Annotated in this window: 34 protein-coding genes; 19 read left to right on the top strand and 15 right to left on the bottom strand. The window is 24.1% G+C overall.

Going from position 1 to position 25,320, the window contains the following annotated elements; genetic code table 4:
• Window positions 1-217 precede the first annotated feature (217 nt).
• Genes ACOBME_RS01765 through ACOBME_RS01735 form a run of 7 tightly spaced genes read left to right on the top strand, consistent with a single transcriptional unit; the run spans window position 218 to window position 3,018 of the window.
• Window positions 218-439: a hypothetical protein gene (locus ACOBME_RS01765; protein WP_338963241.1), complete on the top strand. Its 222-nt coding sequence runs from the start codon at window positions 218-220 to the stop codon at window positions 437-439.
• 1 nt (window position 440) lies between these two features.
• Complete coding sequence (locus tag ACOBME_RS01760) at window positions 441-578, top strand: hypothetical protein (RefSeq protein WP_338963239.1); 138 nt, start codon at window positions 441-443, stop codon at window positions 576-578.
• 2 nt (window positions 579-580) lie between these two features.
• On the top strand, window positions 581-1,282 hold the full coding sequence (locus ACOBME_RS01755; protein ID WP_338963619.1) for a kinetochore Spc7 family protein: 702 nt from the start codon (window positions 581-583) through the stop codon (window positions 1,280-1,282).
• A gap of 1 nt (window position 1,283) precedes the next feature.
• Complete coding sequence (locus ACOBME_RS01750; protein WP_338963407.1) at window positions 1,284-2,174, top strand: recombinase RecT; 891 nt, start codon at window positions 1,284-1,286, stop codon at window positions 2,172-2,174.
• A complete protein-coding gene (locus tag ACOBME_RS01745; RefSeq protein WP_419334051.1) occupies window positions 2,159-2,623 on the top strand; it encodes a hypothetical protein in 465 nt (154 codons plus the stop codon). The genes ACOBME_RS01750 and ACOBME_RS01745 overlap by 16 nt, the downstream gene beginning before the upstream one ends.
• The gene (locus ACOBME_RS01740; protein ID WP_419333849.1) at window positions 2,613-2,816 is read left to right on the top strand and encodes a hypothetical protein; all 204 of its coding nucleotides are present in this window, start codon (window positions 2,613-2,615) and stop codon (window positions 2,814-2,816) included. The genes ACOBME_RS01745 and ACOBME_RS01740 overlap by 11 nt, the downstream gene beginning before the upstream one ends.
• Window positions 2,809-3,018: a hypothetical protein gene (locus ACOBME_RS01735; protein WP_338963231.1), complete on the top strand. Its 210-nt coding sequence runs from the start codon at window positions 2,809-2,811 to the stop codon at window positions 3,016-3,018. Before ACOBME_RS01740 ends, ACOBME_RS01735 begins: the two co-directional genes overlap by 8 nt.
• A 19-nt stretch (window positions 3,019-3,037) precedes the next feature.
• Here the strand turns inward: ACOBME_RS01735 and ACOBME_RS01730 are convergent, their stop codons facing one another.
• From ACOBME_RS01730 to ACOBME_RS01705, 6 genes are all read right to left on the bottom strand, one after another.
• Window positions 3,038-3,376, bottom strand: a complete 339-nt coding sequence (locus ACOBME_RS01730; RefSeq protein WP_338963556.1) for a hypothetical protein — start codon at window positions 3,374-3,376, stop codon at window positions 3,038-3,040.
• A gap of 73 nt (window positions 3,377-3,449) precedes the next feature.
• The gene (locus ACOBME_RS01725) at window positions 3,450-4,076 is read right to left on the bottom strand and encodes a hypothetical protein (RefSeq protein ID WP_338963398.1); all 627 of its coding nucleotides are present in this window, start codon (window positions 4,074-4,076) and stop codon (window positions 3,450-3,452) included.
• Between the two features lie 16 nt (window positions 4,077-4,092).
• Window positions 4,093-5,274 (bottom strand): hypothetical protein, encoded by a 1,182-nt coding sequence (locus ACOBME_RS01720; RefSeq protein ID WP_419334035.1) that lies wholly within the window; start codon window positions 5,272-5,274, stop codon window positions 4,093-4,095.
• Window positions 5,264-6,202, bottom strand: a complete 939-nt coding sequence (locus tag ACOBME_RS01715; RefSeq protein WP_419334049.1) for a hypothetical protein — start codon at window positions 6,200-6,202, stop codon at window positions 5,264-5,266. Before ACOBME_RS01715 ends, ACOBME_RS01720 begins: the two co-directional genes overlap by 11 nt.
• 6 nt (window positions 6,203-6,208) lie before the next feature.
• A complete protein-coding gene (locus tag ACOBME_RS01710; RefSeq protein ID WP_419333883.1) occupies window positions 6,209-7,573 on the bottom strand; it encodes a hypothetical protein in 1,365 nt (454 codons plus the stop codon).
• Between the two features lie 17 nt (window positions 7,574-7,590).
• Window positions 7,591-8,052 (bottom strand): hypothetical protein, encoded by a 462-nt coding sequence (locus ACOBME_RS01705; RefSeq protein WP_419333885.1) that lies wholly within the window; start codon window positions 8,050-8,052, stop codon window positions 7,591-7,593.
• A 314-nt stretch (window positions 8,053-8,366) separates the two neighbouring features.
• Here ACOBME_RS01705 and ACOBME_RS01700 point away from each other — a divergent pair, with 314 nt between their 5' ends.
• The 3 genes from ACOBME_RS01700 (at window position 8,367) to ACOBME_RS01690 (ending at window position 10,225) form a co-directional block, all read left to right on the top strand.
• Window positions 8,367-8,822, top strand: coding sequence for a hypothetical protein (locus tag ACOBME_RS01700; RefSeq protein WP_419333887.1), 456 nt, complete (start codon window positions 8,367-8,369; stop codon window positions 8,820-8,822).
• An 18-nt stretch (window positions 8,823-8,840) separates the two neighbouring features.
• Window positions 8,841-9,605, top strand: coding sequence for a lipoprotein (locus ACOBME_RS01695; RefSeq protein WP_338963215.1), 765 nt, complete (start codon window positions 8,841-8,843; stop codon window positions 9,603-9,605).
• Window positions 9,606-9,703: 98 nt separating this feature from the next.
• On the top strand, window positions 9,704-10,225 hold the full coding sequence (locus ACOBME_RS01690; RefSeq protein ID WP_338963213.1) for a lipoprotein: 522 nt from the start codon (window positions 9,704-9,706) through the stop codon (window positions 10,223-10,225).
• Window positions 10,226-10,261: 36 nt separating this feature from the next.
• Here the strand turns inward: ACOBME_RS01690 and ACOBME_RS01685 are convergent, their stop codons facing one another.
• Genes ACOBME_RS01685 through ACOBME_RS01665 form a run of 5 tightly spaced genes read right to left on the bottom strand, consistent with a single transcriptional unit; the run spans window position 10,262 to window position 17,012 of the window.
• The gene (locus ACOBME_RS01685) at window positions 10,262-13,495 is read right to left on the bottom strand and encodes a hypothetical protein (protein WP_419333889.1); all 3,234 of its coding nucleotides are present in this window, start codon (window positions 13,493-13,495) and stop codon (window positions 10,262-10,264) included.
• A 3-nt stretch (window positions 13,496-13,498) separates the two neighbouring features.
• On the bottom strand, window positions 13,499-14,890 hold the full coding sequence (locus ACOBME_RS01680; RefSeq protein ID WP_419334048.1) for a hypothetical protein: 1,392 nt from the start codon (window positions 14,888-14,890) through the stop codon (window positions 13,499-13,501).
• Window positions 14,883-15,161, bottom strand: a complete 279-nt coding sequence (locus ACOBME_RS01675) for a hypothetical protein (protein WP_338963373.1) — start codon at window positions 15,159-15,161, stop codon at window positions 14,883-14,885. The genes ACOBME_RS01680 and ACOBME_RS01675 overlap by 8 nt, the downstream gene beginning before the upstream one ends.
• The gene (locus tag ACOBME_RS01670) at window positions 15,161-16,621 is read right to left on the bottom strand and encodes a PBSX family phage terminase large subunit (RefSeq protein WP_419334034.1); all 1,461 of its coding nucleotides are present in this window, start codon (window positions 16,619-16,621) and stop codon (window positions 15,161-15,163) included. Before ACOBME_RS01670 ends, ACOBME_RS01675 begins: the two co-directional genes overlap by 1 nt.
• The gene (locus ACOBME_RS01665; protein ID WP_338965659.1) at window positions 16,614-17,012 is read right to left on the bottom strand and encodes a hypothetical protein; all 399 of its coding nucleotides are present in this window, start codon (window positions 17,010-17,012) and stop codon (window positions 16,614-16,616) included. The genes ACOBME_RS01670 and ACOBME_RS01665 overlap by 8 nt, the downstream gene beginning before the upstream one ends.
• A 332-nt stretch (window positions 17,013-17,344) precedes the next feature.
• Between ACOBME_RS01665 and ACOBME_RS01660 the strand changes: the two genes are divergently transcribed.
• The 9 genes from ACOBME_RS01660 (at window position 17,345) to ACOBME_RS01620 (ending at window position 22,130) form a co-directional block, all read left to right on the top strand.
• Window positions 17,345-18,328 (top strand): IS30 family transposase, encoded by a 984-nt coding sequence (locus ACOBME_RS01660; RefSeq protein ID WP_338963245.1) that lies wholly within the window; start codon window positions 17,345-17,347, stop codon window positions 18,326-18,328.
• 257 nt (window positions 18,329-18,585) lie between these two features.
• Entirely contained in the window at window positions 18,586-18,822 is a 237-nt protein-coding gene (locus ACOBME_RS01655; RefSeq protein WP_338963243.1) for a hypothetical protein, read from the top strand.
• Window positions 18,823-19,329: 507 nt separating this feature from the next.
• Window positions 19,330-19,551, top strand: a complete 222-nt coding sequence (locus ACOBME_RS01650) for a hypothetical protein (RefSeq protein WP_338963241.1) — start codon at window positions 19,330-19,332, stop codon at window positions 19,549-19,551.
• A gap of 1 nt (window position 19,552) precedes the next feature.
• The gene (locus ACOBME_RS01645) at window positions 19,553-19,690 is read left to right on the top strand and encodes a hypothetical protein (RefSeq protein WP_338963239.1); all 138 of its coding nucleotides are present in this window, start codon (window positions 19,553-19,555) and stop codon (window positions 19,688-19,690) included.
• Between the two features lie 2 nt (window positions 19,691-19,692).
• A complete protein-coding gene (locus ACOBME_RS01640; protein ID WP_338963619.1) occupies window positions 19,693-20,394 on the top strand; it encodes a kinetochore Spc7 family protein in 702 nt (233 codons plus the stop codon).
• Between the two features lies 1 nt (window position 20,395).
• On the top strand, window positions 20,396-21,286 hold the full coding sequence (locus ACOBME_RS01635) for a recombinase RecT (protein WP_338963407.1): 891 nt from the start codon (window positions 20,396-20,398) through the stop codon (window positions 21,284-21,286).
• Window positions 21,271-21,735, top strand: coding sequence for a hypothetical protein (locus ACOBME_RS01630; RefSeq protein ID WP_338963404.1), 465 nt, complete (start codon window positions 21,271-21,273; stop codon window positions 21,733-21,735). The genes ACOBME_RS01635 and ACOBME_RS01630 overlap by 16 nt, the downstream gene beginning before the upstream one ends.
• A complete protein-coding gene (locus tag ACOBME_RS01625) occupies window positions 21,725-21,928 on the top strand; it encodes a hypothetical protein (RefSeq protein ID WP_419333849.1) in 204 nt (67 codons plus the stop codon). The genes ACOBME_RS01630 and ACOBME_RS01625 overlap by 11 nt, the downstream gene beginning before the upstream one ends.
• Complete coding sequence (locus tag ACOBME_RS01620; RefSeq protein WP_338963231.1) at window positions 21,921-22,130, top strand: hypothetical protein; 210 nt, start codon at window positions 21,921-21,923, stop codon at window positions 22,128-22,130. The genes ACOBME_RS01625 and ACOBME_RS01620 overlap by 8 nt, the downstream gene beginning before the upstream one ends.
• Window positions 22,131-22,149: 19 nt before the next feature.
• Here ACOBME_RS01620 and ACOBME_RS01615 read toward each other — a convergent pair whose 3' ends face one another.
• The 4 genes from ACOBME_RS01615 to ACOBME_RS01600 form a co-directional block, all read right to left on the bottom strand.
• The gene (locus ACOBME_RS01615; RefSeq protein WP_338963556.1) at window positions 22,150-22,488 is read right to left on the bottom strand and encodes a hypothetical protein; all 339 of its coding nucleotides are present in this window, start codon (window positions 22,486-22,488) and stop codon (window positions 22,150-22,152) included.
• Window positions 22,489-22,561: 73 nt separating this feature from the next.
• A complete protein-coding gene (locus ACOBME_RS01610) occupies window positions 22,562-23,188 on the bottom strand; it encodes a hypothetical protein (protein WP_338963398.1) in 627 nt (208 codons plus the stop codon).
• Between the two features lie 16 nt (window positions 23,189-23,204).
• On the bottom strand, window positions 23,205-24,386 hold the full coding sequence (locus ACOBME_RS01605) for a hypothetical protein (RefSeq protein WP_338963396.1): 1,182 nt from the start codon (window positions 24,384-24,386) through the stop codon (window positions 23,205-23,207).
• Complete coding sequence (locus ACOBME_RS01600; protein WP_419333846.1) at window positions 24,376-25,314, bottom strand: hypothetical protein; 939 nt, start codon at window positions 25,312-25,314, stop codon at window positions 24,376-24,378. Before ACOBME_RS01600 ends, ACOBME_RS01605 begins: the two co-directional genes overlap by 11 nt.
• Window positions 25,315-25,320: the final 6 nt, after the last annotated feature.

Below are 25,320 nucleotides of genomic sequence, written 5' to 3'. Positions count from 1 at the left end.
ATGGTGCGGATGAAGAGAGAGAATTCTCTGGCATTATCTTATAAAAACAACTGTCGATTATTAAACATTAAACAATAAAACATACCGCCACCGCTCACCCGCAGTGAAGCGGATGGCGTAGTAAATAAATAGATAAATACTTAATTATATAACTAACTCTCGCTTTGGCACTTTCACTTTGGAGTGAGTGCCAGCGAGTTAAAAATAGGAGGTAAATATGACAATCAAAAATCTAATATCAATATATATGTACAATGATTTTTGTATTAATATATTTGATAATAAAACAGGGCAAAAAGAAAATATTAATGATGATATTAATTTAATTAAAAATGAAGAAGCACATTTATTAAATCAAGAAATAACTTATTTTGATATTAAAGAACAAAAAGGAAGAAAATTAATAGAAATATTAATAGCAAAGAACGAGGTAAATTAGTATGTGAAAAGATGAAAATGGTTATGTTTATACTGAAGAAGATTTATTTAATATGGCATTAGAAGAATGTCATTCAGAAGAAAGTGCTTATGAATATATTGATAATTTAATTAATGAAATGGAATTAGAGGAAATTTAATTATGGCAGATTTAAAATTAAATAATGAAGTTAAAAATATTACGTATCCATTTTATTTAAAAGGAAATAATTTTAAAGAATTAAGTTTAAAAGCATTAACAATTAAAAAATGAATTGATGAAAATGGACAAGAATTAGCAGAATTTATATATCGACAACAAGCTTGATTAATAAATGGAGAATATAAATCACAATCACTAAAAGATTTAAAATTAGTAGTTTCAAAAATTGATTATATTTTTAGAGAACCATTAGAATTAATAAAATCTTTTAAAGATGAATTAAATTTTATTAGAAAAGATATTTTGAATTTAGAAAATAATATTAAGAATAATCATGATTCTTTAAAAAATAATGTTATTAATATTCAATTTCAAAAACAAAATGAAATTATTGAAACTCATAAAAAAGAACAATTTTTAGAAATTAAAAGTGTAGCAAAAAAAGAGCAAGAATTAAAAATTATTACTAGTAATTTTCGGAAAGAAAAATTATTAATTAAAGATATTGAGGTTATTGGTATTAATGATGATTTTTTACAAAATGCTGATAAATTAGAACTTATTAATCTTATTAAAAATTATTTAGTTGTTGATGAACAAATTGTTAAAAATGAAATTAAAGATCAGTGAGATAGTAATAAAGATATTAATTTAATTGGGGTTAAAGGTATTAATTTTAAAATAAATAAAGGAGAAAAATAATATGGCAAATATTGTTGAATTTTTAAGAACAGATAAAGCAACAGAATGAATAAAAAGTAAATTTTCTAATGAAAATGAAATTGCAAGATTTAAAAGTAATATAGTTGCAATATCAAATAGTAATGAATTATTACAAAAAGCAGATCCAAAAACAATTATGACTGCTTGTTATCAAGGAGTTTTATTAAATTTACCAATGGAAAAACAATTTGGTTATGCTTATGTAGTTCCATATAATACTAAAATAACAAGAATTATTAACGGTCGCGAAATCCAAGAATGAATTAATCAAGCTCAATTTCAAATAGGTTATAAAGGTTATATTCAATTAGCACAAAGAAGTGGTCAATATTTAGATATGTCAGTATCAGATGTTAGAGAAAATGAATTAGTAAATTATGATCGTTTAAAAGGAACTAGTTTTAATTGAATTCAAAATGAAGATGAAAGAGAAAAATTACCAATTATTGGTTATGTAGCATACTTTAAAATGGTTAATGGTTTTGGAAAAACTTTATATATGACCAAAGAACAAATGGAAAATCATTTTATGAAATATTCTAAAACTTATGCTAAAAATAAATCATTTTATATTGCTAGTTTTGATGAAATGGCATTAAAAACAGTATTAACATCTTTATTAAGAAAATGAGGTATTATGTCTGTTGAATTACAACAAGCTTATAAATCAGATCAGGCAGTTATTACAACTAATGATGAAAAGATTTATATTGATAATGATAGCAATATAAGCATAAATAAGGGTCAAATTAGTAATGAAAATATATCAAGTGAAGAAGTGACAGATAATAATTTAGTTAAAGAAGAAGATATATCAAATGTAGTGCCAACAATTAATAATAACAACGATGAGGAATGAGCCACTTGATAAAAATAGGTATTGACCCATCAGGAACAGGTACTACTGCTATTGTTATTTATGAAGATAATAAATTAATTGAAAAATTAGAATTTACAAATAAAAATTGAAAAGAACAATATCAATTTATTAATGATAAATTGTTTGATTATGAAGAAAAAATTAATATTGAAGATTGTTTATATACATCTGCTAATGCTAGTAAAGATAGAGATGATTTATTAAGATTATTAGGAGCATTATCTGTTTATAAATATTTTATTAATTGAGTATCACCAAAAAATACTAAATCAGTTGTTAAAAATATGGAAAATTTAAGTAAATATAATGATAGTTGTATATGAAAATTTGATAAAGATACTAATTTAACTTATCAATATGGTAAAGGTTGATTTTATAATAATGAAAAAATAAGTAATCATTTACGAGATGCAATTATTATTGCTAATTATGAAAGTTAATATTATGAAACATTCATATAATCAAAAAACAGGAAAGTATTATTCTTGTCAAATTCGTAATGTTAATATTTACTTAAATAAAAATGAAGAAAAAGTTTGAAATGAATTTAATAACTTTACTTATTCGCAACGAATTGAATATCTTATTAACTTTTATATAACACATTATAAAGGAAATAAAGAATATGAATAATTATATTTTATGTTATCGATCTGAACAAGGTAATCGCCCTTGTAAAAACCCTCGTGGTGAATATATAATTGGGATTGATAAACAAGATGTAGATATTAATTCAACTGAATACTGAGAATATTATAAAAATAATTATGGAAAAAATAATTTAGTTATTTGTAAAGTTAAAAATTTAGACTTAATATTAGAAAATAAAAAATAACCAATTAAGGTTATTTTTTTTAAATACTATTTGTTAGTTTTTTAATAGCATCTTTTTGTGCTTGTTTTTTGTCATTTACTTTAACTTGTTTTTTAACATTTTTAATTTGACCTGTTTTTAATGCTAATTCTGTTGCATAATCAGGTCCTCGTAAATGTTTTTCGTGAGCAATAACAGCAGTTCTTAATTCTCTAATTTCTGCTTTATATTTTTTAATTTTTTTAGCAGATAATCCAAGAATACCAAGACTACCCATTCCACCAGCACCCGCTAATACAAGTAAAGCAATTACTATTTCATTACTAATTTCCATTTCTTTATTTCCTTTCTTATCCTTACTCAAACAGTGGCCATCCATTCTTTCAGAACAAAATAATTTATAAATTAAACTATATAACCACCCAAAAATATCAACCGCCCCTATATATAGTTTATTTTAAATTTAATTCTTTGTTATTTTCTTCTTGTTTTTTAGTATATTCATCTTGCATATTTTTAAATATTTCTTCTGTTATACCATCCAAATTATTTCATTGTTTTGATATTCTTGGTTGAATAACACGCGGATTAATACGGCAGTTCAAACAATGTCTTAAATGGTCTTTTTTTCATTTTGATTTATCAATTCAAATAATAATTAAAGAAATTATTAAAGTAATTAAAGGTAAAATTGTAAATACTAATCCCATTTTAGATATTTTTAATCGTGGAATATCAATTTTCATATCTACTTTTGGTTTACTACTAGCAACAAATATACCTTGAATTCCATATGTAAATAAAGGTGTTAGTAAAATAGCAATTCCATTACCTCAATATTGTCCATAATTATATCAATTAATATTATCTTTTATTGCATTAATCATGCCATATTCTAATCAACAATTTAATGCTAAAAATATCAATGTATAAAAACTAACTACTCAACTACGAATTTTATATTTTCTTTCTCATTCTCTAATATCTTTATGATTTCAATTATAAGTTGGAATAGGGTCTTTTTTAAATCAATTTCAAGGTAAGGCACCCTTTAATCAAGTTGTTTTATTTTGTTTCATTAATTAAAAATCCTTTCTAAATTAATTTTCTTTTAATTGTTAAATCTTTAATAACAATATTATTTGTATCATTTGAAATTGAGCCATCTTGCTTAATTGTTATTCTTTTATAAGAATTATCTGCTAAAAATGAAAATATTGATTTTTGTGATATTGTTTCAAAATAATATGTTACAAATTTATTAGCAGATGCATAATCTGTTATTGAAATTGATATTTTATAGTAATATTTTATTAAATCATAATCTGGAATTTTAAATGTTAATTTTTCGTTTGCTTCTGGATAATTAATTAATTCTCAATCATTACCAGTATTAATAGATATATCACCATTCCCCAATAATGAATTACCATTAATAGTTTTAATATTTTCACCCGATATTAATTTATCTTGTTTTAAATCTGAAACTTCAATCCCATCATTATCATTTTTGATGATAGTTTTATTATCAATTTTTATATCAGTACCACTACTTTGTTTTGCTTTTCAGACATTATTTTCATAATAAATCGTATTATTATCAAAGGGAACTATTAATTTAATACACTCATTATAATCAATTTTAGAAAAATCATTAATAGTAGGATAAGTAATATTTATTGAATTATCAGTTTGTAATCGTTCTTTTAATCAAAATAATAATGTTGGATAAAAAGTTTTTTTACTAATATGCTTATATTCTTCTTCTCATGGATGAGCATAATTATCTAAACTATAATTATAAGGTCTAGATACTGTTTTACTAGATATAATATCAATAATTTCACCTGCTAATTTTAAAGCATTTTTAACATCACGAGTAATATTTTCATTTGCTTCTGGGTCATTAGTTTGTGAATAAGCAACTCCACCTTGTGAAAATGAAGCACTACCAGTTAAATCATTAACTCCTTTTGGTAAATATCAATTTATAACTGCTAATAAACAAGCAGATTGAATATAACTTAATCATTTATCATATTCAATTAAACCAGTATTATCTTTTTTTACTCAAGGAAACAAATCTTTTTTATTAATTTTATCTGAAATTGTTCCACCTGATAATCTATCCATTCATAAACTAGTTTTTAAAATAGCATTATAAATTAAATTATCATTATAAGCAGATTGTTTACGATCATTAATAGGTTGTCAAAGTTTACTTGCTTTAACATCTTCAACTGTTATAAATAACAAATTACTTAAATTATTTTCCATATAAAACACCCCTTAATTGATTACGATATTTATTTTTTAAATTATTTGGTTTATAACTATTAACCTTTCTTTTGGTTTTATTAATTGCTTTAATAGATTTATTAACCTGATAAAATTTATTTTTAACTGGTGTTTTATATAAATTCTTAATATTTTTAACATCACTTCGGCGTTCTCGATATCATTTTTTATTATTAATTTCACCAGCAAAATTAAAATTAAAATGTCCAATCTTTAAATTATTAATAAACTTTTTAATTTGTTGTAATTTTTGAACTGTTGGTAATGTTAATTTAGTAGTTCCTTTGGGATATTTTTCTTTTAATGCTTGTGGTAATCGTTTTTTAATATAATTTCTTAAATGACTAGGTAATCATTTTCTTAATCAATAACGCCAAAATAAAGTCCCTGCATTAGAAACAGCATTACTTAATAATTTTCATATTTCAACTGGAACACTAGGATAAACATATGGACCATAAAATTTTGGATGTTTTGCTGTTTTTGTATATATTAAAATAGTTAAATTACCTGTTAAAGTTAACTTATTTGTAATATTAAACATACCACTATCAAGTCAACTACTATTTAAAGGCTGTCAATTAGTATTTAGATATTTTTCATTTTTAAATTGTTTTCTATTTTTAATATTATTATCTTTTTCTAATTGACTTAATATTTGTTGAATTTCTTTTTTATGACCTTTTTTAATTAAATCTAAATAAGTAAATGGATTTAATCACTGATAAATATCTTCAACTTTACTTGTAATTTTATTATATTTATCAGTAATATAATTAATTGGCTTTAATATTTTATTTTGAACTTTATTAACTCTATTAATTAAATTTACAAATTTACTTATTAAAGGTTTATTTTCTAAATTAGTTACTAATAAAGTTAAAACTCGTAATATTAGTAAATTCATTGTTTATTAAGAATTTTTAATTACTACATCAATCGGATTTGTTTGACCACTAGCGTTATTTTTACCTTGAATTTGAACTTCAACAGTTTTATCATTTGTAATATTAATTGGTCAATCTTCACCTTTACTTTCAATAAAGTAATCAAAATCATTTTCTGTTAAAAAATTATTTACCGCTTTTACTGATTTTAAAACAACATCTTTAAATTGTGGTTTTAATTGTTCTGCTGTTGTTTGAGTTGGATCGTCAACATGAATAGTTGGTTTATCTAATTTATTAATTTTACTAATATCAATTTTACTTGATGATGGAATTACATAATCAACTGGCACTCTAAATGTTTTATTTAGATTACTTTTAGCAGTATTAATTTCATCTTGTGTTGGTTGTTTTTCTAAAATAATTTTACATGTTTTTGGATATAAAATAGTTGGTGTTGCATATTGTACTTTACCAATTCATTTAGGGTTAGCAGTATCATTATCTAAAACTTGTTGAATACTATCCATATTAATTGGATATGCTCATACTTGTTTATTAATAATTAAACCATTTACATTAGTAAAATTATAACCTTTATCTCGATTAACTTGTCCTTTTGTATATGTTTTTTCTAAATGAAAACTTTTTGATACAGGAATACCCATTGCTGTATTTTCATATAATTCACCATTAACCATTGCTTTTAATTGGGCTTGTGAACCAATTACTTTTAAATAAGCAGGTGTTAATCCTAAATAGGCTCTTCGTCCTAAAACCATAAACATTTTATCGGTTGGCAAACCAAAGTATAAATTACTAATTTGATTTGTTAATTCAATCAAAGTTTCATTTAATGTAAAGAATGCTTTATTGGCATCATCTGCATTTTCAGCTGTATAACTACGAAATGGAATTACTTCATATTGACCATCTGCTAAACAATAATCATAAATAGCCTGAATTAATTCACATTCTAAATTAACAAATTTATTTTGTACAACACTAGAAATAGCATCAGCAATAACACCATTTTTAATATTTTGTTCTATTAATGCTAAATCAAAAGCCTCATTCATTAATTTTAAATTAAATCTTTTATCAATAGGAACTGGAATTCTTGTTAATCCCATTGTTTGAGTTGTCCCACCATTTGGCAATGAATAATCATCTTGTCATACCACACGATGAGTTAAATTATATAATGCTTGACCAGCATTAGGTAATCAAGCAACTTGTTCTGCTGTTGCAGTAGCATACTGCATAATACTTGCATATTCGTTATATAAAGGTCCACGCAATAAAGCATTAACCATATCAACATATGCTTTTTGGTCTGTTGTATTACCTTGTAATGTAAAAGGTACTTGTGGCAAGTTAATTGTTGCCATAATATTTCACTCCCTTATTATCTAAGGTTTTTAAGTGTATAATCAGTTAATTTTTTAATTTCATCAGGAGTATATGCTCCTTTTTCTTTAATAATTTCAATTTCATCATTTTTATTTTCAGTAGATTTTTCAATCATATCTTTAATAAAATTAGTTGGTGAAACTGATAGTTGTTCTTCAACAAACAAATCAGGTTTTAATTCTTTTAAAGTTTGCATTTTTTCAGATAAAGAATTACCACTAACTTTATCTAAATTAGTTTTAATATCTTCAATTTTAGTAGATGGAACATCTTTAAATGCTTTTAATTCATCTAATTCATTAGATAATTTAATAAAGTCTTCTTTTGAGATAACATCTTCGCGTTTTTGCACACTTTCTCTAATTTGCTTTGCTTCATTATTAAACTGATTTAAGATATTTTCTGCAATCTCTTCACTTAAACCTTGTTCGATTAATTGTTCTTTTGTAAGTGCCATTTTATAAACCTCTCTTTTTTTATTCTTGTCCGATTAACAAGTCAGCATAAACTCTTTTTTACGGAAAAAGATTAAACCTGTAAATTAATTATATATCAATAGTTTATAAATACAATATATTTTGTATATATAAATACTAAACTTAATATCTTTGTTTGCTAATTTAGACCTTAAAACGCGTAATAAGAGGTATTTAACAAGATAAAATTTTAAATAATTAGTTAATTTTGATTGCATATATATATATATATATATATACTGAAAGTAGATCTTGATAAAAAGTTTCAAGATTAAGAAAAGGAGAAATACAAGTAATGAAAAAATTACTAAGTTTATTAAGTGTATTAACAATTAGTGGAACTGCTGTACCAACAACAATTGCCGCTAGTCCTTATCAAAATCATGAACAAAAAAGTAATGACGTATTTGAAAAATGATATAAATTTTTAGAGCATGATGAATTAAAATTAAAATTATCATCAGATACTGCTTTTAAAATTATTTATCAATTTGAACCAGATAGCAAAGCAGATTTTTTAAGTCAAACTATGGTATTAATATCTAATTTACCAAAATCAGATCATAGCGGAGCTGGCGGTTCTATAAATAAAGAAGATATAAAAATAATGGCAAATTTCATTTGAGAACATTTTTCTCAATTTCATGAAATTTGAAAAAATTTAAAACAAGAACAATCAATTATTATTAAAACAAATACTATTGGATATTGAGATAGTGAAAGTCCAAATAATAGTATTTATCTTAATTAAAGAAAGAAGGTTATAAATATGAAAAAATTAATAAGTATTTTAGGAGCAGTTACAATCACAAGTAGTGCTATACCAACTGTAATTGCTGCTGCACCATATCAATCAGAAGAAAAAGTATTAAAACGTAATAAAAGATGAGGCGAAGTTCAATGAATTCAAATTGCACAACAATGACGTAATGCTGAACTAGCATATCAAAGAGCGGGTGAAGATTTTCAAAGAAATCAAAATCATACAGCCTTTAGTCAAGCTCAACAACGTTTCTTACAAGCTCAACAATCATTTAATAATTCAAAAAATGAATGACAACAGGGTTTAACACAATGAGTAAATCAACTGGCACAAGAACGTAATCAACAATGATGAAATAATATTAAATCAGAACAAGCAACTCAATCTGAAATACAGTGAGTTACTAATAAAACAATGGCCTTAGCATTAAAATTAGGTACAAGTAATGTAAATAAAAATAAAATAGGTGAAATTATTCGAAAAAAAAATAATTGTAATTCTGAAGTATCAAAAGCAGCTATAAATGGTGCTGTTGGTGGAGCAGTTGGAGGTGCGATTACATCATCTCCTTCAGCCGTAACTGTTGGAGCTTCTTCAGCAGTTGCAGGGGCTCTTGCAGGAAGTGTTATTCCAGGTATTGGTACTATAGCTGGTGCTATTTTTGGAGGTATAGTTGGATTTTTTGGAACTATTTTTGGTGGAGCTGCTTCTGGAGCAGCAGTAGGTGCAATTAGTGGAGCTGCCGGCGCTGCAGCTGCTGAATGTTCATAAAAATAAAAAATTAGATTTATAAAAATAAATAGAAATAAATTATTTATTTCTATTTTTAATTAAATTAACAAATTTTTCAAAAAATAGGAGAAATAAATATGAAAAAAATATTAAGTATAATAGGTACAATATCATTAATTGGAACAAGTACAACAAGTTTAGTTGCTTGTAATAAACCACAAGAATATACAAAAGAGCAATTAGAACAATTAAAAAAAGAAAACCAAATAAATACAACAAATGAAACTATTAAAAACAATTTAGAATGAATAGCACCACAAGAAAAACCATTTAATGAGGTTGATAATAAATGATATTATGTCGTATGGCGTGGTGACAAAAATGATAAATGAAAAATTGTTAAATTTAAGCATTCTGATTACTTACATAATACTAAATATATTGAAAATAATATAAGTTTAAAAATAGGAAAAAGGGGGGTAAGTGAAAGTATATCAATTTTTCCATATGATTTAGTTGTTTTTAAACCAGCTTTTTATTACTATTGATTAGAAGATAATGGCACTTATTTTAAATCAGTTTATCGTTGAAGTGGTGAAGAACATAAATTACCTAATTTAAATATTGATGAAGATGGTAATGTAAAAGTTAAAGAATAATATAAAAAGAGATTTTTAAAAATCTCTTTTTTATTTTTATCTTGGTTTAAATGTAATTTTAACAGCACTATTACTATTATTTCTAATACCCAATACATTTGGATTATTAATATCTAATGTAATATCTTTATCATTACCAAAATATTTTGGTTTTCTATAAGCATCCATATAATAAAACTGTAAAAGTGGCAATATTACTTTTGTAAATCTAATTTTTAATTTCATATTATTTGTATAATACGCCTGTAAATATGTTTCCCTGATTTTATTATTAACTCCATATTTAGGTAAAAATGTTGTTTGTAATAAAAATTTTACACTATTAATAGTTGATGTTTCATATATGGTGGAATACCCTTTAAAAGGTAACCCATTAGTATAAGCAGTAGTATATATTGTTTTGGTATCATTTATTTTTATATTATCAGTATATAAACTTATTGTATTATCAAAATTAATTTTATCAGTTTGTGATAAACCAATGTTTTTTAAAGTTATATTTTTTAATGAAAATAAATTATTGCTACAATCATCAGTTCCGCCAAATATATTAATATTTCTATTAGGAATAAAATTTTCTATATTTGATAATCCACATTCAACTTGTAAATTACTTAGATTACTTATTTCAATAGTTTTATAAGCATCTTGGAATTTACTTATACTTTGAATTGTTGGGTCAATTTGTTTTAAATCAATTTCAGTTTCATAATAACCTGTATATTCTTCTGTATCATCAAATATATTAACCATAAACATAGTTGCTATTTGAGTATCAGTTATTTTACATTGTGGTTGCGCAGTAATTTTTGTTAATAATGGTAGTACTACATCGGAAGGCATAATATCTTTTGTATAAGTTTTATAGTTGTATGGAACTGGGGGTAATACATACTCAGGATAATTAAATGTCGGTATTTCATAGTCATGTGGTAATAAGAAACTAGTTTTATAATTAGTTGTCATATCACGTAAATAATTATTTAACACACTTTTTGTTTTACCACGAAAACTTCATACTGATAAGCGTAAATAATCTTCTTCATTATTAGTATATGGGTTATCAGCATAAAAGATAATTTCAAAATTACCTTTATATAATGCTTGAATTGAAAACATATCAATTATATAACTACAATTTGTACCATCTGGTGTTTGTAAGAATTCGCAATCAGTATCTTTTTCACTATCACTAACTGGTGTTTGAGCATCTACTGCTCTTACTAATTCATTAATTAAATATATACGATTAGTTTTGGGGTTTAATTGTTTTAAATTATAAGTTGAATAAGTTATTCGTTCAGTTGCTTTACCATCCTTAGTTAAAACAGTACCTTTGCATTTATCAGTTAATAAAGTTGTAAAACCTAAACTAGTAGCATTAGCACCAAAAATAGCACCAACTTTATCATTACCTTGTTGTCTAAATATTTCAAAGGGTAAGTAACCTTTACCTTTTGAGTTTTCAGACCAAAAAGCATCATTATAAAAACTATAAACATTAGAACTCATAAAACCATTAAGAAATTGAAAATTAGGTCAAGTTTTTTCATCTTGGTTAATTACTCATCCTCATGGAATACCAAAGGAAATAAAGTTTAAGAATTTACCAACTCCGCCTGGGATAGTAAAAGGATTAAAAACTAACTTTTGCGTATAGTTTAAAGGTAATACGGTAATTTGGCGATTAATAAAATTATTCATATTTAAAATATCTCAAACATTACATTTACCCATTTTATTATATTCAATTTGAACTTGTCCGACAGTATTACCAAATTCATCTTTTCTTCTAAAATATGATGATGCTTGGGTACTAATTATATTATTAACATTTTCATTATTTACTTTTATTTTGTTTGGTGGAGTAATCATTCAATTTTTAGACCAATAAAATTTAGAGTCATTATCTTCTTTATGAATAGTTGTCCCAACCGTAGGATTAGTTGCTGTTGAACTAGCTTTATCAGTTATTACAATACCCCCACTATTTTTTTGATTTCAAAAGTCGTATCTACTTTCCATATCTTTTTTTCAATCTTCATAACCCGTTATAATTGTTGGTTGAATACCTTGAATGTTATATCAACTTACTTCTGGAGCAGCATAAGTATTTACTTTGTCAGGTGGGGCAGGATACATGTTATACATTAATAAATCACGGGAATTCATAACTTTTTGATTAAATTGACCTTTAATAATTGGCCGACCAATAACTGGCATATCAAAAAAGATAGGATTACCATAAAATTTAACTGCCATTGCTCTAACCCCTGGGTCTTTTAATAAAACTTCATCTAATTCAATAGTGTATGTATTTGTTTTTTCATTATAAGTTATTTTAGGAAAACAATAACCCTCGCCCGGGGCGCTGGTCTGAATAAATTGTCTTACTGATAAACCACTATTACTAATTTTGTCATTAATACTTGAAAAGGTAATTTCTTGTCATAAAAAACTACCATCATAAGGTGAATAATAATTAATAACATTTGATGGATATAATCATTGTCTATCTTGTGGTGCAGAATTAATATCACCACCACCAATATTTAAACCACGATCATTAAATACAGTATAAAAATTATAATAATCATTAATATTTAATTTATTTACATCTTCATCTAAAATTAATAAAGTATATTGTCTTTCAGTTGATTGTTGAGTAAATACTTGTTCAAATTTAGCCTCACCAAATTGAATTGAACTTCTATCATCAATCATATAAGCATCTCAATATTTACCAACCTTAACTTCTTTTGTATAAAAATTATCGGCTTTATTATCATTATTAATAAAATAACTTAATTTATATTGATTTAAGTATGCCAGCATTCTATTAATATCATAAATATTTTCACCATCAATTAATTTTCAATAAATATTATTATTTTCATCTTTTAATTTTATAGCAAAAGGTGTTTCATTATTTGCTCATATTGTTGAATTAACTGGTTGTTTATTAAAATCATCAACTGTTAAAATATTAATTTCTTCACCTTTATATTTTTGGACTATTTTTAAACTATCTTGTCATTGCGCAATAGTACTTTCCATATTATCAAATATTCGTGAATAACTACCATAATCACTGGGTTTAGCATTATTTGGTTTTCATCCCGTTTCTGTATCAGGAATATATGAACTATAAACATTAAACGGAAAGACCATTCAATGACGATTATCTTTTATGTTTTCTCTGATATCTATTAAAGTATCATGGGCTTGTCTTCGTAATTCTTCGATAACCCCTGAGTTAATTCTACTCATTTTTTAATTCTCCTTAATTTCTGTTCTACCTTGTACGGCATTTTGATTATTACCAGTTTCATCATATTCTAGTAATTTATTATTATGTTCTATTTCTTTGACTTGCATTTTATCTTGTCATGCTTCTACTTTTTCAAAATATTTGGTTGCTTCTAATTCATCAATATTATCATATTCAGTAATTGCTCTTATTGGTTCCATTGTGCCATTATCTAATCTAGCAGTAATTAGTTCATTTTGTCGCATTTGGTCAACTAAACTAGCACTAACAAAATCAAAACCATATTCTCGTTCACCAACACCATCTCATAAACCATAATATTTTAAAACAGTATCAAACATTTTAGTATAGTATTGCTTACGATATGCTTGTAAATATGCTTGTTTTTCTAAGTCTTTTGTTTTAGTTAATAATGACTGTGTTTTATTTTGGTCATTATCTGATTTATCACCAAAAGGACTAGAAAAATGACATGCTAAGTATACTTGTTCAATAATTGCTTTTTGGTCTTCAGTATATGTTTCTAATGTTGGTGTACCTTGTACTACTTGTAAAGATTGAGATAATTGACCATCTACGGCTGATTGACCTGATTGAATAAAAATATCATCAAAAGCATCTTGTAATACTTTTTTATTACCTTTGTTATAAGCAGTCATTAAATCATCATCTAATATTCCATATCAATGAGTACGATTTGCTCATCTTTCTTTTGATTTAATATTAAAACTATCTTCTAAATCAAATTGTAATTTATAACAATTTGCCATTGTAGGTAATGGGTTTAATGTAGTTGATGTTGATAAAAATAACGGATTAGGTTCATTAATCATTTCTCAAAAAGGAACTACGCCTAATTTATTTTTAAATTCTTGTACTAAAACAGGTTTAACATCATCTTTAATTTGTGTTTTACTTTGTCCAACAACTACTTCATTATTTTTAGGTCAACCTTTAATAACTATTTTATCTTTGGTACAAATTAAATTTAAAATAAAACCACTGTCTGATTGATGATAATTTAATCAAATATCAGCACCTTGTTCAATTTCATTTATTTTACTTACTCGTGATGTAAAGTTAAAAGGGTTAATTCATAAATCAATATTGCCGTCATTAGTCTCTAATAAACCAAAGATAGTTTTACCCATTAAACTTGCTGTTAATTCATTTTTATCTAATTTTTCTTTTATTTTATAAGTTTCATATCATCAGTTTAATTTTTCTAAAATGTCTTTACGATGAGATTTAAATAAAATATCTTTACCATTTATTAATCGCATTTGATGACGAGCAATAATATTGGCTAAATTAATAGTTCAATCATAATTATAAAATTTTAAAACACTATTAATATCATTTAAGTTTGGTAAACTAGGAAAAGTATTATTCATTGTTATTTTGCTCCTTTAATTTTAAAATAAGTGCATAATTAATAATATTTACTGTTAATAAACTAGGTTCATTTGCTAAAACTTGTACACATACTTTAACTTTTTGATATTTCTTAATATATTCGTTATATAAATTTAATTTACATATTGCGATATTATCTTTTTTTAATTCTTGACAAAGTCTTTTTTTAACTTGTCCACAAACAGACATATATGGTCTTTTTGCATTAATTACTCTTTCATCGTGTATTACATAAATATCTTTTTTCATTAAGTTATTCACTCCCTTTGTTGTCATAATTTATAATCTGCTGAACTATTATGTTTAACCATATTAACTAATTCAAAGTGTAAAGCATAAAAATCACTATCAAATGTATCATCATATAAATCTAACATTCTCTCTTCTCTAGCATCTGGTTTATCTTCTCATTGAATTAATTCATATTGTGTTTTACTTACAGGACATTTTTCTCATAATCATTTTAATTGATTAGTATTAATTAACATTGTAAATGCTTCTACACGATGCTTTATTTTAAATTTCTGCTTTTGCGCTGGTTTAAAATGCATGTATTGACCAAAAGTATAATTGTATTTCTCTCGGTTTAAACTTTCTAATGTTGCATAAGCACTATCATCAACATTAATTGATATACCTTGTTGTATTAAATTAAAATATTGATTTAATTGATTATTATAAAACTCCAATATATCTTTTACTTGTTCTAATGGTCCTTTAAATTGTTGAGTAGCATTTGAGTGTGTGTATTCAGCAACTTTATAGGCTTTTTTATCAAATGAATTATATATTCAAAAACTCGCTGCTGTTGTATGTCCCTTAGGACTAGTAGAGTTTGCTAAGTCAACACCACCTAATAACTTAGTTGGTTGAATAATATCTGTTGCTTGCATAATATCAAGATATCTTGCAAAGATTGAACCACTAGTATTACCTGGTAAACCTCAACTCCAAACTCTTGCTCTTTCAATATCTAATTGTTCTAATCTTAATTGCTCATTAACTTTATCTTGTGGTAATTCATAATTTAATCTTCAACTAGAATAATGAATAATAATTTTCATATTTCATTTTTCAATATACTTAATTTGCTCATATTTACTACGCATTATTTCTTCATTAAAAGGTAATAATTCATTACAATAACCAACAATATATCTTTTTAAACTTTCAGGATTACATGTATTAATTGTTATTTTATTTTGATAACCACGAATAGCAAATTCTAAATCACTTAAATCTTTTTGTTGAAATTGGTCACATTCTTCTCTTCAATCAATTACTAATTTATATTTATTCAAATCAGCAAAAGCTTTTAATTTTTCTTTCCGGCTTGGTGAATGTAAACCTTTACAATATATTTTGCTACCATTTGATAAAGTAAAAGTAAAATTTGATAAGTTAATAGTATAAGGAATATGATTTTCATCTAACATATTTCAGATATTTTGAAATACACTATCTTTTAAATCCTTACTTCAATACATACTAGCAATGATACAAATTGGTTCTTTAATTAATAAACTAATTTTTAATAATTCACCAAACATTTTAATATTTGAAATAGTCTTACCACTATATCGTGTTCCAATTTGATTAATTTCATTAACTAATTCATATTTTTTAGCAAAGGGATATTTATTACCAATACTACTATTTTGTAATAATCAATAAGGAGTTTCTAACAAATAAGTAAAATGATTAAGCATTATTATCACTTTCTTTTTTAATATCTCTAATATCCGTTTGTAAATTAACAATTATTGGTTGTTGATTATTTAAGTTTAATTCTTGTTCTAACTGTTTTTCTTGCAGTGAATATTTATAATTAAATGCTCGTTGTCAATATAATTTAGCACCATCATGTGATTTCATCATAAAGTTAATTATTTCACTTTCAATTCTATCAACTTGTTTTTCAAGTAAAGGAACTATCTTTTCGCTCTTGTAAGTTTCGTGCTTTCATCTGTTAGAAAGATTGAATTCATTGGTTAAATCATTCAAAGTATATGGTTTATTGGGTGATTTATTTTCTCAAAATTGCTCTATTTTACGATAAAAAGTTGCCAAACTTGCTTTATTTGGATTAAATTCTTTCATTTTTTACTCCTTTTTGCATATTAAAATTGCTATTATTTAAACAATATGATTAAATAAAAGAGTAAACAATACTATAAAAATGTAACAAAAGAACCAACTCGGCTCTTTTTTTATTATCTATATTTTACATCAAAATAAAAAAAAGCAAATTACTTTACTTTTTATTTTAGTATACAAGCATATAGAGATAAATTGGAGCTTGTTACAATATAATTATATAATTAATAATATATTTGTCAATAATTTTAATTTAAAAAAATGTGAAAATTTATCTTTTTTATAAATTTAATGTATAACTATTTTTATAAAAGAATTGGAGGAAATATAGAGTAATGAAAGATTATACACATGTAAAATATGATGAACGAAGATTTTTTAAGGATTTATTTTTATCTGATAGTTGCAAAAAGAAAAATGGCACACTTAATTTATCTGAAATATCAAGACAAACAGGAAGAGATATTAATACTGTTAAAAGAGAAATTAATAGATTTACAAATATAGAAGATTATAATGCCCGTGAGGCACATGATGATTATTATAAAAAACGACAAAAGTGTATTAAAAAAATACCTACATTTACAGAAGAACAACAAGAATTTTTAAATTTACGATTTAATATTTTGGGTGATTCACCAGCAGAAATTATTCAGCGATTTTTAATAAAATTTGGTATCAAATTTCCTGCCTGTCTTAAAACATTTTATAAATGAATTTTTTTAGGTCTTTTGGGTTTGTTAAAGAAAAATTTATTAAATGGTGGTAGAAGAAATAGAACAAAGAAAAGACCTGATAATCGTGGGAAATTAGATGAAAGATTTAAATCAATATGAGATATTGAAAATAAAGAAACAGATGTTGGTTGATTTGAAATGGATACCGTAGTTGGAAAAGAACATCAATCTAGTTGTTTAGTTTTGACAGAGAAATCAAGTAAAAAATACTTTGCTATGAAATTAGAAGAACATACTGCTAATGAAGTTTTAGAAAAACTTAAACATATAGTTAGAATTAATGGTTTAGTTGGAAAAATTAAAGGAATAATAACTGATAGAGGAAAAGAATTTAGTAAGTTTGAAGAAATGGAAAAGATTACTGGTTCTAATGTTTATTTTTGTGACCCTGCTTCGCCTAATCAAAAACCATTAATTGAAAGACTAAACCGTGAATTTAGAAAACGATATGGTAGGGGGACAGATTTTAATCTTGTTACGCAACAAGAAATAGATTTAGTAGTCGATATTATAAATGAAAAATTAAGGCCTGTTCTTAATTGAAGAACTTCAAAAGAAGTATTTTTAGAGAATTTTAGATAAGTTTATTTGAAAAATTTAATAAATTATTTTTCAGTGTGTTTAAATATGCCAAAAATAGGGTAAATTTAAAAATAATTTATTTTTTTAAAAAAATAGTTGCACTTCTTTTAAAAAGTGTTATTATTAAAATAACAAGAGATAAATTTGGAGCTTAGATTTACATAATACGAGTCGTATAATGTACGATGAAGCTCCAAAAAACAACTCTTGTTAGGGTTGTTTTTTTATTTGAAATAAAAAATCCCTAAAAGGAGGTAATGATAATTAAACAACAAAAAATATGTGATGTTAATGATTGTTATAAAGCAGTATCATTCATTACCGAAGAATTTTTATCAAATAAAGTTTTATGAACTTGTGAAAAACATAAATATTTATTAAATAAAATAAAAGATAAAACACAAAAACAGTTTTATCAAAAACTAGAAAATTCAAAAATTATCTTTGATGATAAAACTGGTTCTTTTAAACTTTGATTTTATAAAACAACTTAATGCAGGGTGGAACAGTTATTTTAAATAACTAAGTGTTTTTTTCCACATAGGCGGTCTAGCCCAGCGGTAATCAGTCCGTAAATAATAGACGCTTTAACAAGCGATAGTCGTGATAAGTGCGGGGTCAACATCAAACGACAATAAATATTGAGATGGCCACTTTATAAATAAATTTGCGATAGATATTATCCCATTAGAGGATGACAGAGGTTTTAAAAACCACAAAGTCAGCATTAGGCTCTTCAATGTGCAAGTGAATTTATTTTAAAAACTGAACGCTTTGACCTGAAATGGTGCGGATGAAGAGAGAGAATTCTCTGGCATTATCTTATAAAAACAACTGTCGATTATTAAACATTAAACAATAAAACATACCGCCACCGCTCACCCGCAGTGAAGCGGATGGCGTAGTAAATAAATAGATAAATACTTAATTATATAACTAACTCTCGCTTTGGCACTTTCACTTTGGAGTGAGTGCCAGCGAGTTAAAAATAGGAGGTAAATATGACAATCAAAAATCTAATATCAATATATATGTACAATGATTTTTGTATTAATATATTTGATAATAAAACAGGGCAAAAAGAAAATATTAATGATGATATTAATTTAATTAAAAATGAAGAAGCACATTTATTAAATCAAGAAATAACTTATTTTGATATTAAAGAACAAAAAGGAAGAAAATTAATAGAAATATTAATAGCAAAGAACGAGGTAAATTAGTATGTGAAAAGATGAAAATGGTTATGTTTATACTGAAGAAGATTTATTTAATATGGCATTAGAAGAATGTCATTCAGAAGAAAGTGCTTATGAATATATTGATAATTTAATTAATGAAATGGAATTAGAGGAAATTTAATTATGGCAGATTTAAAATTAAATAATGAAGTTAAAAATATTACGTATCCATTTTATTTAAAAGGAAATAATTTTAAAGAATTAAGTTTAAAAGCATTAACAATTAAAAAATGAATTGATGAAAATGGACAAGAATTAGCAGAATTTATATATCGACAACAAGCTTGATTAATAAATGGAGAATATAAATCACAATCACTAAAAGATTTAAAATTAGTAGTTTCAAAAATTGATTATATTTTTAGAGAACCATTAGAATTAATAAAATCTTTTAAAGATGAATTAAATTTTATTAGAAAAGATATTTTGAATTTAGAAAATAATATTAAGAATAATCATGATTCTTTAAAAAATAATGTTATTAATATTCAATTTCAAAAACAAAATGAAATTATTGAAACTCATAAAAAAGAACAATTTTTAGAAATTAAAAGTGTAGCAAAAAAAGAGCAAGAATTAAAAATTATTACTAGTAATTTTCGGAAAGAAAAATTATTAATTAAAGATATTGAGGTTATTGGTATTAATGATGATTTTTTACAAAATGCTGATAAATTAGAACTTATTAATCTTATTAAAAATTATTTAGTTGTTGATGAACAAATTGTTAAAAATGAAATTAAAGATCAGTGAGATAGTAATAAAGATATTAATTTAATTGGGGTTAAAGGTATTAATTTTAAAATAAATAAAGGAGAAAAATAATATGGCAAATATTGTTGAATTTTTAAGAACAGATAAAGCAACAGAATGAATAAAAAGTAAATTTTCTAATGAAAATGAAATTGCAAGATTTAAAAGTAATATAGTTGCAATATCAAATAGTAATGAATTATTACAAAAAGCAGATCCAAAAACAATTATGACTGCTTGTTATCAAGGAGTTTTATTAAATTTACCAATGGAAAAACAATTTGGTTATGCTTATGTAGTTCCATATAATACTAAAATAACAAGAATTATTAACGGTCGCGAAATCCAAGAATGAATTAATCAAGCTCAATTTCAAATAGGTTATAAAGGTTATATTCAATTAGCACAAAGAAGTGGTCAATATTTAGATATGTCAGTATCAGATGTTAGAGAAAATGAATTAGTAAATTATGATCGTTTAAAAGGAACTAGTTTTAATTGAATTCAAAATGAAGATGAAAGAGAAAAATTACCAATTATTGGTTATGTAGCATACTTTAAAATGGTTAATGGTTTTGGAAAAACTTTATATATGACCAAAGAACAAATGGAAAATCATTTTATGAAATATTCTAAAACTTATGCTAAAAATAAATCATTTTATATTGCTAGTTTTGATGAAATGGCATTAAAAACAGTATTAACATCTTTATTAAGAAAATGAGGTATTATGTCTGTTGAATTACAACAAGCTTATAAATCAGATCAGGCAGTTATTACAACTAATGATGAAAAGATTTATATTGATAATGATAGCAATATAAGCATAAATAAGGGTCAAATTAGTAATGAAAATATATCAAGTGAAGAAGTGACAGATAATAATTTAGTTAAAGAAGAAGATATATCAAATGTAGTGCCAACAATTAATAATAACAACGATGAGGAATGAGCCACTTGATAAAAATAGGTATTGACCCATCAGGAACAGGTACTACTGCTATTGTTATTTATGAAGATAATAAATTAATTGAAAAATTAGAATTTACAAATAAAAATTGAAAAGAACAATATGAATTTATTAATGATAAATTGTTTGATTATGAAGAAAAAATTAATATTGAAGATTGTTTATATACATCTGCTAATGCTAGTAAAGATAGAGATGATTTATTAAGATTATTAGGAGCATTATCTGTTTATAAATATTTTATTAATTGAGTATCACCAAAAAATACTAAATCAGTTGTTAAAAATATGGAAAATTTAAGTAAATATAATGATAGTTGTATATGAAAATTTGATAAAGATACTAATTTAACTTATCAATATGGTAAAGGTTGATTTTATAATAATGAAAAAATAAGTAATCATTTACGAGATGCAATTATTATTGCTAATTATGAAAGTTAATATTATGAAACATTCATATAATCAAAAAACAGGAAAGTATTATTCTTGTCAAATTCGTAATGTTAATATTTACTTAAATAAAAATGAAGAAAAAGTTTGAAATGAATTTAATAACTTTACTTATTCGCAACGAATTGAATATCTTATTAACTTTTATATAACACATTATAAAGGAAATAAAGAATATGAATAATTATATTTTATGTTATCGATCTGAACAAGGTAATCGCCCTTGTAAAAACCCTCGTGGTGAATATATAATTGGGATTGATAAACAAGATGTAGATATTAATTCAACTGAATACTGAGAATATTATAAAAATAATTATGGAAAAAATAATTTAGTTATTTGTAAAGTTAAAAATTTAGACTTAATATTAGAAAATAAAAAATAACCAATTAAGGTTATTTTTTTTAAATACTATTTGTTAGTTTTTTAATAGCATCTTTTTGTGCTTGTTTTTTGTCATTTACTTTAACTTGTTTTTTAACATTTTTAATTTGACCTGTTTTTAATGCTAATTCTGTTGCATAATCAGGTCCTCGTAAATGTTTTTCGTGAGCAATAACAGCAGTTCTTAATTCTCTAATTTCTGCTTTATATTTTTTAATTTTTTTAGCAGATAATCCAAGAATACCAAGACTACCCATTCCACCAGCACCCGCTAATACAAGTAAAGCAATTACTATTTCATTACTAATTTCCATTTCTTTATTTCCTTTCTTATCCTTACTCAAACAGTGGCCATCCATTCTTTCAGAACAAAATAATTTATAAATTAAACTATATAACCACCCAAAAATATCAACCGCCCCTATATATAGTTTATTTTAAATTTAATTCTTTGTTATTTTCTTCTTGTTTTTTAGTATATTCATCTTGCATATTTTTAAATATTTCTTCTGTTATACCATCCAAATTATTTCATTGTTTTGATATTCTTGGTTGAATAACACGCGGATTAATACGGCAGTTCAAACAATGTCTTAAATGGTCTTTTTTTCATTTTGATTTATCAATTCAAATAATAATTAAAGAAATTATTAAAGTAATTAAAGGTAAAATTGTAAATACTAATCCCATTTTAGATATTTTTAATCGTGGAATATCAATTTTCATATCTACTTTTGGTTTACTACTAGCAACAAATATACCTTGAATTCCATATGTAAATAAAGGTGTTAGTAAAATAGCAATTCCATTACCTCAATATTGTCCATAATTATATCAATTAATATTATCTTTTATTGCATTAATCATGCCATATTCTAATCAACAATTTAATGCTAAAAATATCAATGTATAAAAACTAACTACTCAACTACGAATTTTATATTTTCTTTCTCATTCTCTAATATCTTTATGATTTCAATTATAAGTTGGAATAGGGTCTTTTTTAAATCAATTTCAAGGTAAGGCACCCTTTAATCAAGTTGTTTTATTTTGTTTCATTAATTAAAAATCCTTTCTAAATTAATTTTCTTTTAATTGTTAAATCTTTAATAACAATATTATTTGTATCATTTGAAATTGAGCCATCTTGCTTAATTGTTATTCTTTTATAAGAATTATCTGCTAAAAATGAAAATATTGATTTTTGTGATATTGTTTCAAAATAATATGTTACAAATTTATTAGCAGATGCATAATCTGTTATTGAAATTGATATTTTATAGTAATATTTTATTAAATCATAATCTGGAATTTTAAATGTTAATTTTTCGTTTGCTTCTGGATAATTAATTAATTCTCAATCATTACCAGTATTAATAGATATATCACCATTCCCCAATAATGAATTACCATTAATAGTTTTAATATTTGTACCACTTATTAATTTATCTTGTTTTAAATCTGAAACTTCAATCTCATCATTATCATTTTTAATGATAGTTTTATTATCAATTTTTATATCAGTACCACTACTTTGTTTTGCTTTTCAGACATTATTTTCATAATAAATCGTATTATTATCAAAGGGAACTATTAATTTAATACACTCATTATAATCAATTTTAGAAAAATCATTAATAGTAGGATAAGTAATATTTATTGAATTATCAGTTTGTAATCGTTCTTTTAATCAAAATAATAATGTTGGATAAAAAGTTTTTTTACTAATATGCTTATATTCTTCTTCTCATGGATGAGCATAATTATCTAAACTATAATTATAAGGTCTAGATACTGTTTTACTAGATATAATATCAATAATTTCACCTGCTAATTTTAAAGCATTTTTAACATCACGAGTAATATTTTCATTTGCTTCTGGGTCATTAGTTTGTGAATAAGCAACTCCACCTTGTGAAAATGAAGCACTACCAGTTAAATCATTAACTCCTTTTGGTAAATATCAATTTATAACTGCTAATAAACAAGCAGATTGAATATAACTTAATCATTTATCATATTCAATTAAACCAGTATTATCTTTTTTTACTCAAGGAAACAAATCTTTTTTATTAATTTTATCTGAAATTGTTCCACCTGATAATCTATCCATTCATAAACTAGTTTTTAAAATAGCATTATAAATTAAATTATCATTATAAGCAGATTGTTTACGATCATTAATAGGTTGTCAAAGTTTACTTGCTTTAACATCTTCAACTGTTATAAATAACAAATTACTTAAATTATTTTCCATATAAAACACCCCTTAATTGATTACGATATTTATTTTTTAAATTATTTGGTTTATAACTATTAACCTTTCTTTTGGTTTTATTAATTGCTTTAATAGATTTATTAACCTGATAAAATTTATTTTTAACTGGTGTTTTATATAAATTCTTAATATTTTTAACATCACTTCGGCGTTCACTATATCATTTTTTATTATTAATTTCACCAGCAAAATTAAAATTAAAATGTCCAATTTTTAAATTATTAATAAACTTTTTAATTTGATTTAATTTTTGAACTGTTGGTAATGTTAATTTAGTAGTTCCTTTGGGGTATTTTTCTTTTAATGCTTGTGGTAATCGTTTTTTAATATAATTTTTTAAATGACTAGGTAATCATTTTCTTAATCAATAACGCCAAAATAAAGTTCCTGCATTAGATACAGCATTACTTAATAATTTTCATATTTCAACTGGAACACTAGGATAAACATAAGGTCCATAAAATTTCGGATGTTTTGCTGTTTTTGTATATATTAAAATAGTTAAATTACCTGTTAAAGTTAATTTATTAGTTATATTAAACATTCCACTATCAAGTCAACTACTATTTAAAGGTTGTCAATTAGTATTTAGATAATTTTCATTTTTAAATTGTTTTCTATTTTTAATATTATTATCTTTTTCTAATTGACTTAATATTTGTTGAATTTCTTTTTTATGACCTTTTTTAATTAAATCTAAATAAGTAAATGGATTTAATCACTGATAAATATCTTCAACTTTACTTGTAATTTTATTATATTTATCAGTAATATAATTAATTGGCTTTAATATTTTATTTTGAACTTTATTAACTCTATTAATTAAATTTACAAATTTACTTATTAAAGGTTTATTTTCTAAATTAGTTACTAATAAAGTTAAAACTCGTAATATTAGTAAATTCATTGTTTA

The organism is Spiroplasma endosymbiont of Sarcophaga variegata (genome assembly GCF_965178695.1).
Classification (GTDB): Bacteria; Bacillota_I; Bacilli_A; order Mycoplasmatales; family Mycoplasmataceae; genus Spiroplasma; species Spiroplasma poulsonii.
Note: the sequence above shows the minus strand (reverse complement) of the source record. Positions and strands in the feature narration are given on the sequence as shown.